The sequence below is a fragment of the Skermanella mucosa genome (genome assembly GCF_016765655.2).
GTDB lineage: Bacteria > Pseudomonadota > Alphaproteobacteria > Azospirillales > Azospirillaceae > Skermanella > Skermanella mucosa.
Genome location: NZ_CP086106.1, coordinates 5,076,603 through 5,089,963, shown reverse-complemented (window position 1 = coordinate 5,089,963; position 13,361 = coordinate 5,076,603). Strand labels below are relative to the sequence as shown.

16 protein-coding genes are annotated in these 13,361 nt (G+C 68.2%); 3 read left to right on the top strand and 13 right to left on the bottom strand.

Going from position 1 to position 13,361, the window contains the following annotated elements; translation table 11 throughout:
* Positions 1 to 2 precede the first annotated feature (2 nt).
* The 5 genes from JL100_RS23690 to JL100_RS23670 form a co-directional block, all read right to left on the bottom strand.
* Positions 3 to 668 (bottom strand): LuxR C-terminal-related transcriptional regulator, encoded by a 666-nt coding sequence (locus JL100_RS23690; RefSeq protein WP_202681877.1) that lies wholly within the window; start codon positions 666 to 668, stop codon positions 3 to 5.
* Between the two features lie 256 nt (positions 669 to 924).
* A complete protein-coding gene (locus JL100_RS23685) occupies positions 925 to 1,497 on the bottom strand; it encodes a hypothetical protein (protein ID WP_202681878.1) in 573 nt (190 codons plus the stop codon).
* Positions 1,494 to 2,687 (bottom strand): succinyl-diaminopimelate desuccinylase, encoded by a 1,194-nt coding sequence (gene dapE, locus JL100_RS23680; RefSeq protein ID WP_202681879.1) that lies wholly within the window; start codon positions 2,685 to 2,687, stop codon positions 1,494 to 1,496. The genes JL100_RS23685 and dapE overlap by 4 nt, the downstream gene beginning before the upstream one ends.
* Positions 2,687 to 3,556: a 2,3,4,5-tetrahydropyridine-2,6-dicarboxylate N-succinyltransferase gene (gene dapD / locus JL100_RS23675; RefSeq protein ID WP_202681880.1), complete on the bottom strand. Its 870-nt coding sequence runs from the start codon at positions 3,554 to 3,556 to the stop codon at positions 2,687 to 2,689. The genes dapE and dapD overlap by 1 nt, the downstream gene beginning before the upstream one ends.
* A gap of 63 nt (positions 3,557 to 3,619) precedes the next feature.
* Positions 3,620 to 4,351: a pyrimidine 5'-nucleotidase gene (locus JL100_RS23670; RefSeq protein ID WP_202681881.1), complete on the bottom strand. Its 732-nt coding sequence runs from the start codon at positions 4,349 to 4,351 to the stop codon at positions 3,620 to 3,622.
* A 135-nt stretch (positions 4,352 to 4,486) separates the two neighbouring features.
* Here JL100_RS23670 and JL100_RS23665 point away from each other — a divergent pair, with 135 nt between their 5' ends.
* Positions 4,487 to 5,146: a hypothetical protein gene (locus tag JL100_RS23665; RefSeq protein ID WP_202681882.1), complete on the top strand. Its 660-nt coding sequence runs from the start codon at positions 4,487 to 4,489 to the stop codon at positions 5,144 to 5,146.
* A 12-nt stretch (positions 5,147 to 5,158) separates the two neighbouring features.
* Here JL100_RS23665 and JL100_RS23660 read toward each other — a convergent pair whose 3' ends face one another.
* From JL100_RS23660 to JL100_RS23625, 8 genes are all read right to left on the bottom strand, one after another.
* Positions 5,159 to 5,518, bottom strand: coding sequence for a helix-turn-helix domain-containing protein (locus JL100_RS23660; protein WP_202681883.1), 360 nt, complete (start codon positions 5,516 to 5,518; stop codon positions 5,159 to 5,161).
* Positions 5,519 to 5,671: 153 nt separating this feature from the next.
* Positions 5,672 to 6,598: an acetylglutamate kinase gene (gene argB, locus JL100_RS23655; RefSeq protein WP_158047015.1), complete on the bottom strand. Its 927-nt coding sequence runs from the start codon at positions 6,596 to 6,598 to the stop codon at positions 5,672 to 5,674.
* A 112-nt stretch (positions 6,599 to 6,710) separates the two neighbouring features.
* Positions 6,711 to 7,376, bottom strand: a complete 666-nt coding sequence (yihA, locus tag JL100_RS23650) for a ribosome biogenesis GTP-binding protein YihA/YsxC (RefSeq protein ID WP_202681884.1) — start codon at positions 7,374 to 7,376, stop codon at positions 6,711 to 6,713.
* Positions 7,377 to 7,493: 117 nt separating this feature from the next.
* A complete protein-coding gene (gene yidC / locus JL100_RS23645; RefSeq protein ID WP_202681885.1) occupies positions 7,494 to 9,239 on the bottom strand; it encodes a membrane protein insertase YidC in 1,746 nt (581 codons plus the stop codon).
* Between the two features lie 9 nt (positions 9,240 to 9,248).
* On the bottom strand, positions 9,249 to 9,590 hold the full coding sequence (gene yidD, locus JL100_RS23640; protein ID WP_202681886.1) for a membrane protein insertion efficiency factor YidD: 342 nt from the start codon (positions 9,588 to 9,590) through the stop codon (positions 9,249 to 9,251).
* On the bottom strand, positions 9,587 to 10,003 hold the full coding sequence (gene rnpA, locus JL100_RS23635; RefSeq protein ID WP_202681887.1) for a ribonuclease P protein component: 417 nt from the start codon (positions 10,001 to 10,003) through the stop codon (positions 9,587 to 9,589). Before rnpA ends, yidD begins: the two co-directional genes overlap by 4 nt.
* 5 nt (positions 10,004 to 10,008) lie before the next feature.
* The gene (gene rpmH, locus JL100_RS23630; protein ID WP_158047012.1) at positions 10,009 to 10,143 is read right to left on the bottom strand and encodes a 50S ribosomal protein L34; all 135 of its coding nucleotides are present in this window, start codon (positions 10,141 to 10,143) and stop codon (positions 10,009 to 10,011) included.
* 84 nt (positions 10,144 to 10,227) lie between these two features.
* Complete coding sequence (locus JL100_RS23625) at positions 10,228 to 11,010, bottom strand: hypothetical protein (protein ID WP_202681888.1); 783 nt, start codon at positions 11,008 to 11,010, stop codon at positions 10,228 to 10,230.
* A 164-nt stretch (positions 11,011 to 11,174) separates the two neighbouring features.
* Here JL100_RS23625 and JL100_RS23620 point away from each other — a divergent pair, with 164 nt between their 5' ends.
* Together JL100_RS23620 and JL100_RS23615 are read left to right on the top strand one after the other, a co-directional pair.
* Positions 11,175 to 11,906 (top strand): TVP38/TMEM64 family protein, encoded by a 732-nt coding sequence (locus tag JL100_RS23620; RefSeq protein ID WP_202681889.1) that lies wholly within the window; start codon positions 11,175 to 11,177, stop codon positions 11,904 to 11,906.
* Positions 11,899 to 13,311: a dihydrolipoyl dehydrogenase family protein gene (locus JL100_RS23615; protein WP_202681890.1), complete on the top strand. Its 1,413-nt coding sequence runs from the start codon at positions 11,899 to 11,901 to the stop codon at positions 13,309 to 13,311. Before JL100_RS23620 ends, JL100_RS23615 begins: the two co-directional genes overlap by 8 nt.
* Positions 13,312 to 13,361: the final 50 nt, after the last annotated feature.

Below are 13,361 nucleotides of genomic sequence, written 5' to 3'. Positions count from 1 at the left end.
CACTATCCCGCCTTCGGCATCGTCTTCCGGCTGTTCAGTTCCACCTCGTGCTCGATCATCCAGAGGGCACCCTGGATGCGGTTCCTCACGTTCATCTTGCGGAACGCGTTGTTGATGTGGAGACGGACGGTTATGTCCGCAATTCCGAGCGTCCGCGCGATCTGCTTGTTGCTGTAGCCCAGCTTGACATACTGCATGACCTCGAACTCTTTCGCGGTCAGGGCGCGGCGCCGTTCGGCCAGCCCGGGGTCCAGGTCGTGCGGGGTCTTCTCGATCAGGAGGTCGGCGAGCTGGGCGGGAAAGACCTTCTCGCCCAGGACCACCAGCATCAGGGATTCGAACAGCGCGTCGTGCGAGATCGCCTTGACCAGATAGCCCATCGCCCCGGCCTCGAAGGTGGCGCCCAGGCTGTCCAGGGAGAGGCGTTCGGCCAGGACGACGATCGGCTTGGTCGGCGCGGCGGCCTTGAGCGCCGTGACGCCGGCACCCGCCTGGTCCGCGCCGCCGCCCAGGATGATCATGTCGCAGCCGGCAAGCCCCCGTTCGTCCCCGATGGCTTCCGCGACGCCGGCATAGGACGACGTGACCGCGAACGAGCCGGCCGGAGCGATGGCGGCCAGGAGCGATCGGTAGGAATCGCTGGCGTCGATATGGAGGAGTTTGATCATCGCGATTCCACGCTTTTTGCGCCGATCGGTCCGCATCCGATCCGGCCGATTCCTACGGCACGGGGCGGATCCGGGTTGGCCGGCTGTTGTTCAGGATATAGCGGTTCGAAGCCCCGGTTAAGTCAGCCGATACGCTTAAGCTGGATACGGGCGCGACCGCGCGGGACCCCATGCCACCATAGCGCGGAGTTCGGGCGGACCTTCCGACCGAATTGTTTTAATCCGCAAGAACGGCGGGTGGCCCGCCGGGGCGCCTTCAGCCCAGCATGCCGTCGGCGGTGCCCGTGATGAAGACGGCCAGGATCATGTCGAGCAGGACCACGCCGGCCGCGGCCCCGCCGCCGATATCGAGCGTCGTCCGGGCGATGAACCATTGGTAGATCAGCACCAGCAGCGTCACGATCAGCACCATCCCCTCGCCCAGGCTTTCGGGCACCAGGCCGGAATCGGCGACGGCGACGACCGGCAGGTAGACGCCCATCTGGATCACCGACGACCAGTTGTAGGCGCTCAGGAAATCGAAGTACCGGCCGGAACGGTCGAGCAGCGCGCTGATGTGGAACATGGCGAGCGGGAAGGCGCTCCAGCTTATGACATAAGCCAGGCCTTCCACCGTGATGAAGCGCAGGGCCGATACCTGGGGCAGCACGTCCCACAGGCGCAGCACGACCAGCACGGCATAGGCCGGCAGGACGATCAGGGCGGCGTAGAAGGATCGCAGGGCGCCTTCCGGCGTGCGGTCGAAATAGCTGAGGCCGGTCTTGTCGAGCATGGCCAGCCGGTAGGCCCCGAAGATCGAATAGACCGCTTCCCGTGCCGTCAGCGTCATGCCGCGTCGCCTCCGGTGGATGGGGAAGGATCGGGAGCGAAGAACCCGTCGATCACGGCCTCGTAGATGGCGGTCAGCCGTTCCACGTCGGCCACGGCGACATGCTCGTCCACCTTGTGCATGGTCTGCCCGACGATGCCGAACTCGACCACCGGGCAGTGCGACCTGATGAACCGGGCGTCGGACGTGCCGCCGGTGGTGCTCAGCTCCGGCCTGCGGCCGGTCACCCGCTCGACCGCGTCGGCGACCAGGTCGCTCAGGCGGCCGGGCGGCGTCAGGAAGCTCTCGCCGCTGACCCGGAACTTCAGGTCGTAATCGCCGCCGACGGAGTCGCAGGTCCGCCTGATCCAGTCCTTCAGCGTGTCCGACGTGTGCTCGTCGTTGAAGCGGATGTTGAAGCTGGCCGAGCCCTTGGCCGGGATCACGTTGTCCGCCGGATTGCCCACGTCGATCGTGGTGATCGCCAGGGTGGAGGGCTGGAAATGGGCGTTGCCCCGGTCCAGCGGTTCCGCCGTCAGGGCCGCCAGCATCCGTACCAGCCGGGGCAGGGGATTGTCGGCCAGGTGGGGATAGGCCACGTGGCCCTGGGTGCCGTGGACGGTCAGGTAGCCGGTGATGCTGCCCCGGCGGCCGACCTTGATCATCTCGCCCAGGGTGTTGGGGTTGGTCGGCTCGCCGACGATGCAGGCGTCCAGCACCTCGCCCTTTTCCGCCAGCCAGTCCAGCACCTTGCGGGTGCCGTTGACGGCGGGGCCTTCCTCGTCCCCGGTGATCAGCAGGCTGATCGAGCCGGGCGGCGGACCCGCACGGCCGAGCCGCCGGGCGACCGCCGCCGCGAAGGCGGCGACGGCGGCCTTCATGTCGGAGGCGCCCCGGCCGTAGAGCTTGCCGTCGACGATCGCGCCGGCGAACGGGTCGGCCGCCCAGGCCGCGGGGTCGCCCGGCGGCACCACGTCGGTGTGGCCGGCGAAGCAGAGGTTCCGGCCGGCGGTGCCGAGGCGGGCATACAGGTTGTCGACCGGGGCCGTCCCCTGCTCCTCGAAACGGAGGCGGTGGCAGACGAAGCCCAGCGGTTCCAGCACGCCCTGAAGGACGTCGAGCGCGCCGGCGTCGGCCGGCGTGACGCTGGGGCAGCGCACAAGCGCCTGGGTCAGGGCAACAGGGTCCAATGCTGCCGGGGCGGCGGTCATCAGGCGCGCAGCAGTTCGTTGATCGAGGTCTTGGAACGGGTGCGCTCGTCCACCTGCTTCACGATGACGGCGCAATAGAGGCTCGGGCCGGGGCTGCCGTCGGGCAGCGGCTTGCCCGGCATGGTGCCGGAGACCACGACCGAGTAGGGCGGCACGCGGCCGTACAGGATCTCGCCGGTCTCGCGGTTGACGATCCGGGTGGAGGCGCCGAGATAGACGCCCATCGACAGCACCGAGCCGGTCCCGACCCGCACGCCTTCCGCCACTTCGGCGCGGGCGCCGATGAAGCAGTTGTCCTCGATGATCACCGGGTCGGCCTGCAGAGGCTCCAGGACGCCGCCGATGCCGGCGCCGCCCGAGATGTGGCAGTTCTTGCCGATCTGGGCGCAGGAGCCGACGGTCGCCCAGGTGTCCACCATGGTGCCGCTGTCCACGTAGGCGCCGATATTGACGAAGCTCGGCATCAGCACGACGCCCGGCGCGATATAGGCGGACCGCCGCACCACGCAGTTCGGCACCGCGCGGAACCCGGCCGCCCGGAACCGCTGGTCGTCCCAGCCGGCGAACTTGGACGGCACCTTGTCGAACCAGGAGGACGCGCCCAGCGCCGGGTCTTCCGGCCCGCCGGGGATCGGCACCATGTCGTTGAGGCGGAACGACAGCAGCACCGCCTTCTTGAGCCACTGGTTGACCTGCCAGTCCTCGCCGCCCGACCGTTCCGCGACCCGGAAGCGACCCTCGTCCAGGCCCGACAGGGCGGCTTCGACCGCGTCGCGGACGGCGCCCTTGGTGCCGGTGTTCAGCTGGTCGCGGTTTTCCCAGGCTGCCTCGATGGCGGCCTGCAGGTCGGTCGTGTCGGCGGAAGTCATGGCAGGGTTCGATCCGGCTCTATATCAGGGAAACCGGAACATGGTTCACCGGCGAAGCCGCTGTCAACTGCCGACCGCAGTCCCGTTCGGAGACCCGTCCGGCCGCGTCAGGCCGACCAGCCATTCGATCAGGTCGTCCACCGCATGATGGATGTGGTCGCCGTGCCCGACGCCGCCGCGGTCGGGGCGGGCGAAGTCGGCTTCGGTCCGGACCCAGACGGTGGTCATGCCGAGTGCCGCGGCGGGAACCAGGTTGCGCGCGATATCCTCGACCATGCAGGCGCGCCGGGGCTCGATGCCGTGCAGCTCGATCAGCTCGCCATAGGGGCGGGGGTCGGGCTTCGGCACGTAGCCGGCCGCGACGATGTCGTAGATCACGTCGAAATGCCGCGCGATGCCGAGGCGGGCCAGCACGTTGTCGGCGTGGCGGCAGGACCCGTTGGTATAGACGATCTTGCGGCCGGGCAGCCGTTCCAGCGCCCGGTCCAGCTCGGGGCTCGGTGTCACGGGCGTCACGTCGATGTCGTGGACATAGTCCATGAACTCGATCGGATCGACGTCGTGCTCCGTCATCAGGCCGCGCAGCGTCGTGCCGTAGTCGCGAAAGAACTGCTTCTGCCGGCGGCGCGCCTCGTCCCACGGCAGGTCGAAGCGCTCGCCGATGAACTCGGTCATGCGCTGGTCGATCTGGGCGAACAGGTTGCTGGAGGCCGGGTAGAGCGTGTTGTCCAGATCGAAGATCCAGACGTCGATGCCGGAAAGCGGCGTGGGGGAGCGGGTGTCGGTCGCGGTCATGGCGTGACAATGGGCCGGCTGGGCCGGTACGGCAAGTGGCCGCACCGCAGGGGACGCCTTTGCGCCGCCGCATTCGCGCATTATGTGATGGACGCCCCGGGGGACGGATCCCTCTTCGCGACGGATATGGATGGAATGAAGACTGTGGCTGCGGTGCGCAATGCGTTGCTGGGCGTGGCGATCCTCGCCGGCGCCGGCATCAGCGCGGGTTACCCGGAAGGCTCTCCGGCCCTGGCGCAGGTGGCGCCGGCCCACCAGGACGCCACCGCGGTCGGCGAGACCTTCGTCGCGGCCCGCCAGGCGCTTCTGGCGAAGGACGGCAGCGGCGTGCTGGAGCTGTTGTCGCGCGAGAGCCTCGCCCGCGTCGAGCGGACCCGCAAGGCGGCGCTGGACGGCGAGATGACGGGCCTCGGCCCGTCGGAGAAGTTCGGCGCGCTGGGATTACAGCACTATCTGAAGCCGGCGGAGCTGAGGCGCATGACCCCGGCCCAGATCGTCGAGTTCGGCCTGCGCAAGAACTGGCTGGGACCCAACGTCATCACCCAGGCCGGCATGGAGAGGGTGTCGGTGCGCGGCGACCGCGCCAGCGGCACCCTGGTGGTCAACCAGCGCCCCGTCATGGTGCCCGCCGATTTCGTCCGGGAGAACGGGGAATGGCGCGTCGACCTGACCCGCGCCATGGACCTGACCGACGCCATCGTCCGCGGCACCGCCATGGCGACCAAGCGCAGCGAGGACGCCGTCGTGCGGGAGATCCTCGACCGCGCCGTCCGGAACCAAGCGCCGGCGCGCTGAGCCGACGGGCGCCTACTTTGCCGCGATGGCCTCGGCCACGGCCGCCGGGTTATGGGCGATGACCTTCAGGAGCGCCTGGGCCGGTCCATCCGGCTCACGGCGATGCTGTTCCCACTCCCGCAGCGTCCAGATGTTGATTCCGAAACGGGAAGCGAACTCTTCCTGGGTGATGCCAAGCCGCTTGCGGATCGTCCTGACATCGAGGTCGGGGGAGCGGGCGACGAACTCGGAAGGATCGCGGCTGCCCAGGTCGGGTGCCGTGTCGGAATCCTCCGCGATATGACGCTCAATGTCGGCGTCGGTCGTCGCCTCTATCTTCCGGAAGTCCGCCGGCTGAGTCCGGGCGACCTGCTCCAGGGAATACAACTTCATAGATCCGCCGCTCCCAACGGATTGCTTTGCGCGCTGAAATCATCCGGCGATAGGGGCTTTCGTCGTCGGCGAGCCGCCACGTATAGACGACCGCGAAGCTGGTGGCATCGATCATGAGAGGGGAGGGGGAACCGCGTTCCCCCGGATCGGCTCTCAGTCCCGCCCGATCATCGTTCCGGCGCCGCCTTCGGTGAAGATCTCCAGCAGCAGGGCGTGGGGTACCCGGCCGTCCAGGATGACCGAGGCGTCGACGCCCTGCTCGACCGCCGAGATGCAGGTCTCGATCTTCGGGATCATGCCGCCGGTGATGGTGCCGTCGGTCATGTAGCGCCGGGCGTCCTCCAGCATCATGTTGGGGATCAGGTTCTTCTGCTTGTCCAGCACGCCGACGACGTCGGTCAGCAGGAACAGGCGGGTGGCCCCCAGCGCGGCGGCGATGGCGCCGGCGGCCGTGTCGGCGTTGATGTTGTAGGTCTCGCCGTTTCGGCCCAGGCCGATCGGCGCGATCACCGGGATCACGTCCGACTTCTCGAAGGTCTCCAGGATCTGCGGGTTCACCTGGTACGGCTCCCCGACGAAGCCCAGGTCCAGGATCTTCTCTATGTTGCTGTCGGTGTCCCGCTGGGTCCGGCGCAGCTTGCGGGCGCTGATCAGGTGGCCGTCCTTGCCGGACAGGCCGACCGCCTTGCCGCCCTGGTTGTTGATCGCGGTGACGATCTGCTTGTTGATGGAGCCGGACAGGACCATCTCGACGATGTCCACCGTCTCCTTGTCGGTGACGCGCAGGCCGTCGATGAACGAGCTCTTGATCTTCAGCCGTTCCAGCATGGCGCCGATCTGCGGCCCTCCGCCATGGACCACCACGGGATTGATGCCGACCTGCTTCAGCAGCACGACGTCCCGGGCGAACAGCTCGCCCAGCGACTCGTCGCCCATCGCATGGCCGCCGTACTTGATCACGAAGGTGCGGCCGGAATAGCGGCGCATATAGGGAAGGGCCTCGGACAGGGTCCGGGCCTTGTTCAGCCATTCCTCGCGGGACAGCTGCGGCGGGGCGGGGGGGACGGTCGGTTCGCTCATGGCGCGGAACTCTAAGTCAATGGGGCGGTGCCTGCTAGCAGCGGTTTTGCGACAGACCGCTTTCCCGTTGCAAGTGATTCGGCCGCAACACTGCTGTGACTTCGCGTCCCGCTCAGGCCGGCAGCGCCAGGGTCGCCAGGCTGGCGCGCAGCTCCGGGATGCCGGTGCCTTCCTCGGAGCTGGTCGAGGCCACCTCGGGATGGGCGGCGGGGTGCTTCCTCAGGCCGGCGACGGTCTTCTCCACGACGGCGTCCTGCTCGGCCTTCTTCACCTTGTCCATCTTGGTCAGCACGACCTGGTAGGGCACGGCGGCCTTGTCGAGCATGTCCATGATCTCGACGTCGTTGGGCTTCAGCCCGTGGCGGCCGTCGATCAGCAGGCAGATCCGGCGGAGCGTGACCCGGCCTTTCAGGTAATTCTTCACGAGCCCGGTCCAGGCGGCGACCTTGGTCTTGGATTCCTTGGCATAGCCGTAGCCGGGCAGGTCGACCAGGATCATCCGGCCGCCCAGGTCGAAGAAGTTGAGCTGCTGGGTGCGCCCCGGCGTGTTGGAGGTCCGGGCCAGCGTCTTGCGCCCGGTGAGCGCGTTGACCAAGCTCGACTTGCCGACGTTGGACCGGCCGGCGAAGGCGATCTCCGGCAGGGTCGCCTCGGGCAGGTTGGCCTCGTCGGCGGCGCCCCAGATGAAGTTGCACTCCTTGGCGAACAGCAGCCGGCCTTCCTCCAGGCCGGATTCGGTCTGCTCGGGCATCAGGGTCGGGGTGATCGGGCCGGTCATGGCGGTCGTGTTCCTTTTTCTCTCGTGCTGGCTTTTCTCGTGCCGGGTCCGTCTCCCATAACGACGAACGCCGCCCGCGGTTGCCCGGGGCGGCGCTGTCGGAGCGGGGTCGCCGCGTCAGGTCACCTTGACGCCCATGCGGCGCATGATGATCCACTGCTGCAGGATCGACAGGCTGTTGTTCCACGCCCAGTAGATCACCAGTCCGGCCGGGAAGCTGGCCAGCATGAAGGTGAACACGAACGGCAGCGCCATGAACACCTTCGCCTGCACCGGGTCCGGCGGGGCCGGGTTCAGCTTCTGCTGCAGGTACATCGTGATGCCCATGATGATCGGCCAGACGCCCAGGTGCAGCAGGCTCGGCGGGTCCCAGGGGAACAGGCCGAACAGGTTGAAGATGGTGGTCGGATCGGGAGCCGACAGGTCCTTGATCCAGCCGAAGAACGGCGCATGCCGCATCTCAATGGTGACGAACAGCACCTTGTAGAGCGCGAAGAACACCGGGATCTGGATCAGGATCGGCAGGCAGCCGCTGACCGGGTTGGCCTTCTCGCGCTTGTACAGCGCCATCATCTCCTGGCTCATCCGCTGGCGGTCGTCGCCGAACCGCTCGCGGATCTTCGTCATCTCCGGCTGCAGGGCCTTCATCTTGCTCATGGCCTTGTAGGATTTGTTGGCCAGGGGGAAGAAGACCGCCTTGACGCAGACGGTGAACACCAGGATCGCCACGCCGAAATTGCCGAACAGCGTGCCGAAGAAGTCCAGTGCGTAGAAGAACGGCTTGGTCAGGAAGTAGAACCAGCCGAAGTCGATCGCGAGGTCGAAATTCTTGATGCCGTACTGTTCGGCGTAGGCGTCCAGCAGCTTGACCTGCTTGGCGCCGGCGAACAGGCGGTTGGTCGTCTCGGTGCTCTCGCCCGCCGCGATGGTGACCGGCTGCCCGGTATAGTCGACCTGATAGCGGTCCTGGCCGTTCGCCGTGGTGTGGCGCACCTGCGACCGGAACTCGCCGCCCTGGTCAGGGATCAGCGACACCAGCCAGTACTTGTCGGTGATGCCCATCCAGCCGCCGGTGGTCTGGTACTGGATGTTGCCGTCTTCCTTGACGTCGTCGTACTTGTACTCGTGCAGCGTCCCGTTGAAGACGCCCAGGGGGCCTTCGTGCAGGATGTAGTATCCCAGCGTCGGCGGCGTGCCGTGGCGCGACACCAGTCCGTAGGGGACCAGGGAGACCGGGGCGCCGGTGTTGTTGCGCACCCGCTGGGTCACCGTGAACATGTAGTTCTGGTCGACCGAGTAGGTCTTTTCGAATACCAGTCCCTGGCCGTTGTCCCAGGTCAGGGTGACCGGATTGTCCGGCGTCAGCGGCTGGTCCGGCGCGGTCCACTGGGTGGAGGCGTTCGGCACCGGCTGGTTGGTCCCGGCGGCCGGCACCCAGCCGAACTCGGCGTAGTAGGGCTGGTTGGTCCCGGCGGGGGAGAGCAGCACGATCTCCGGGCTGCCGCTGTCGGGCGTAACATGGTAGTCGGCCAGCGTCAGGTCGTCGATCCGGGCGCCGACGGTCGAGATCGTGCCGTGCAGGCGCGGCGTGTCGATCCGGACGCGCTGCCCGGCCGCCACCGCCTGGGCACGGCCCTGCGGGGCGCCCGCGGCCGGGGCCCCGGGGATCGGAACCGGCGACCCGTCGGCGGTTATGCCGTCCGGGGTGGTCGGGGCGGGCAGGCGGGCCTGCTCTTCCGCGCGCTGCTGCGCCAGTTCCGCCTTGCGCTGTTCCATGCGCGGGATTTCGTAAAAATACTGAAATCCGAGCAGGATGACGATCGACAGCAGGATCGCCACGAGGAGGTTGCGCTGGTCAGTCATGGATCCTGGTCAGTCCCTGCCGTGGTCGCATCTGTTATGAAACTTGTCTTTGGTGGCTTGCCCGGTGTCGGCCTTGCGGGTGCTGGCGCTTCCAGCATCCGGCACCGGGTCCCAGCCTGCTCCGCCCCACGGGTTGCACCGCAGGATGCGCCAGGCGGCCATCAGGCCGCCGCGGATCGCGCCATGCTTAGATAGCGCTTCCAGCGCGTAGTTGGAACAGCTTGGTTCGAAACGGCAGTTGTTGCCCAGGACCGGGGCCAGGATCCACTGGTAAACCCTGACCAGCGCGCGCAGCAGCCATGCCGCCGGACTTGCGCCCGAAGGGCAGGTGTGCGTCGTGCCGCCGCTCATCGTCCGGTCCCGCATCGGTCCGTATCCCGTTGCGCGCGCCACGCCTTCAGGCGCTTGAGGCAGGTCGTCAGGTCCTGGCGCAGGTCGTTCCACGGACGGACCAGCGTCTCGCCCCGGGCGATCAGCACGAAATCCGTTTCCGGCGCGCCGTGCTCGGCCAGGATCTCCGCCGCGAGCGCGCGGAGGCGCCGTTTCGCCCGGTTGCGGGCCACGGCGTTGCCGACCTTCTTGCTGGCCGTAAAGCCCACGCGCACGGACGGGTCGCCGGCACCGGGGTGCTGGCGGTCGTCATGGCGGCGGGCTTGCAGGATCAGGCCGGGAGCAACCCATTTACGGCGTGCGCCGGCTACAGCGAGAAATTCCGGCCGCCGCTTGAGGCGCCCGAGCCCGGGCGCGCTCCCCTCGGGCGGCATCGGGCTTAAGCGCTGAGGCGCTTGCGGCCCTTGGACCGGCGGGCGGACAGGATCCGGCGACCACCCACGGTGGCCATACGGGCGCGAAAACCGTGCCGGCGCTTGCGCACGATCTTACTCGGCTGGTACGTGCGTTTCACGACACACACTCCGTTCAAACTGGTGACTGGAAAAACGAAGGACGGTGTATAGGGGCACGAACTCCGTGAGTCAATCCAAGTTCGTCAACTCCACTTGCCGGTCAGCAGCGGTTCGATCGGTTGCCTGGCCTTGGCGAGGCGGAGCTGGGCGAAGATATCGGCGGAGCTCTCCGACTCGTCCTCGGGGTCCAGCCCGATGCCGAGATCGCGCTTCACGTCCCGCCCGGCCCCGACCAGGATGAACTCGGCCCCGGCATAATCGAGCAGGCGCGTGTCCTCGGTCGCGAAGCGGCGGCCGCGGAATTCCTCCTGGAGCTTGTCGGGATAATCCGCTTCCCGCTCCTCGTCCAGCCCGGCAGCGGCGGGCGACCCTTTCTCGGGGTTCTTGACGGAGAGCGCGAAGCTGCCCTCCGCCAGTATGTTCAACTCCCTCTGGACCGGGCCGGGCTTTTCCGGAAGTTCCAAGGCATAGGCCAGATGCAGGGAGTGGCCGGTCCTGGCCAGCACGTACACCCCTTCGCCGGCGAGGCGGGCGGCGGGACGTACGCGCTCCCCCCGGGTCTTCGTCCGGTAGTGCTGCTCGCCCAACTCCGACGTGATCTCCGTCGCGCGCTTCGCGACCAGATCGACGAAGCCCCAGTTGCGCTCGTGGTCCTCCACGTCGGGCAGCCGCTTGCGGCCGACGGTCATCAGTCGGAACCGGGCCACCCCGTCGGGGCGGAGGACCATGTGGAAGCGTTCCAGGTCCCCGATGCCGCCGGCGCTTTCCTCCGGCTCGCCCTCGCCGTGGACCTTGGGGCGGTAGAAGAAGTAGATGTTGCCGCGCTCGATGATTTCGGCGGGCCGGCGGCTCTTTTTCTCGGCCATGGCGTTGGATCCCCGATGCCGTGTGTCACGACCCGATCAACCGTCCCGCTGCTCCATCCTCTCGGGGCAACCTCACGGGAGGCCTCACGGCAAGGTGACTGGCCGGTGAGCATCGCCCGGTGATAAGTCTCGGAAGAACCCCGCCGATGGAGAGGAAGACGCCCATGGCCGCCGCCGAACCGATGTCCGAACCTTCCAACCTGAAGCGATTCCTCCCGCTGGCGGTGCTGGCCGCCGGGCTGGTCGCCTTCTTCGCGCTCGGACTGCACCGGTACCTGAACTTCTCCAGCCTCGGGGAACACCGGGAAACCCTGCTGGACCTGGTCGGACGCCATCCCGTGGCGGCCCCGCTGGGTTTCATCGCCGTCTACGCGGCCGCCGTCGCCTTCTCGATCCCGGGCGCCGCGGTGCTGACCATCGCGGGGGGGTTCATGTTCGGGACGCTGGCGGGCGGCATCTACGTGGTCACCGGCGCCACGCTCGGCGCGGTCGGCGTGTTCCTCGCCGCGCGGACCGCGCTGGGCAGCGGGCTTCGCCGCCGGGCCGGGCCGTGGATGGCGCGGCTGGAGGCGGGGTTCCACGAGAACGCGCTCAGCTACCTGCTGGTCCTCCGGCTGGTGCCGCTGTTCCCGTTCTGGCTGGTCAACCTGGTGCCGGCGTTCCTGGGCGTGCCGCTCGGCACCTACGCGCTCGGCACTTTCCTGGGGATCATTCCCGGCAGCTTCGTCTACGCCTCGGTGGGCAACGGCGTGGGCGCCGTGTTCGACGCGGGCGGCACGCCGGACCTGTCGATCATCTTCAAGCCGGAGATCCTGCTGCCGATCGCCGGGCTGTCGCTGCTGGCCCTGGTGCCGGTGATCTACAAGAAGTTCAAGGGGAATCGCGCCAATGGCTGAGATCAGGACGGATATCTGCGTGATCGGTGCCGGTTCCGGGGGGCTGTCGGTCGCGGCCGGCGCGGTCCAGATGGGAGCCTCCACGGTCCTGATCGAGCGCGGCGCCATGGGCGGGGACTGCCTCAACTACGGTTGCGTGCCGTCGAAGTCGCTGCTGGCCGCCGGGCGGGCGGCCGACGCGGTCCGCCACGCCGGGCGCTTCGGCGTGAACGGCCATGAGCCGGAGATCGACTTCGCCCGGGTCCACGACCATGTCCACGGCGTGATCGCCGCCATAGCGCCCAACGATTCCGTGCAGCGGTTCGAGGGGCTGGGCGTGCGGGTGATCCAGGCCCAGGCCCGCTTCACCGGCCTGGACACGGTGGAAGCCGGCGGCACCACGGTCCGCGCCCGCCGCTTCGTGCTGGCGACGGGATCCCGTGCGGCGACGCCGCCCATTCCGGGCCTCGACGGCGTGCCGTACCTGACCAACGAGACGATCTTCGAGCGCAAGGCCGCCCCCGATCACCTGATCGTGATCGGCGGCGGGCCGATCGGGATGGAGATGGCCCAGGCCCACCGGCGGCTGGGCGTGCGCGTCACCGTGCTCCAGAAGGACACCATCCTGCCCAAGGACGATCCCGACCTGGTCGCGGTGGTGCGCGAGCGCGTCCGGGCGGAGGGAGTGGACCTGCGCGAGCGGGTGGAGATCGCCCGCGTGGAGCGCCACGGCAACGGCATCGCCGTCGTGCTGGGCGACGGCGGCCGGGTCGAGGGTTCCGACCTGCTGGTGGCCGCCGGCCGGCAGGCCAACGTGGACGGCCTGGGGCTCGATCTCGCCGGGATCGAGTACTCCCCCCAGGGGGTGAAGACGGACGCCCGGCTGCGCACCACCAACCGGCGGGTCTATGCCGTGGGCGACGTGGCGGGCGGCCCGCAGTTCACCCACATCGCCGGCTACCACGCCGGGATCGTGATCCGCAACGCGCTGTTCCGGCTGCCCGCCAAGGTGGATTACAGGGCGCTGCCCTGGGTCACCTATACCGAGCCGGAACTGGCCCATGTCGGCCTGACCGAGGCCCAGGCGCGGGAAGCCCACGGCGACGTGCGCGTGCTGAACTGGGGCTTCGAGGAGAACGACCGCGCCCAGGCCGAGCGGGACACCGAGGGCAAGGTCAAGGTCGTGACCCTGCCCAACGGCCGGATCCTCGGCGCCTCGATCGTGGGAGCCCATGCCGGGGAGCTGATCCAGGTCTGGTGCCTGGCGATCTCGCAGAAGCTCAAGATCGGCGCCGTCGCGTCGATGATCGCGCCGTACCCGACCCGGGGCGAGGCGGCGAAACGGGCGGCGGGAAGCTTCTACACGCCCAAGCTGTTCAGCGGCCGGACCCGCGGGCTGGTCCGCTTCCTCGGCCGGTTCGGCTGAAACTTTCCCAAGCGCGGGTTCAATAAGCCGGCTTTTTAAGTATAACGTAT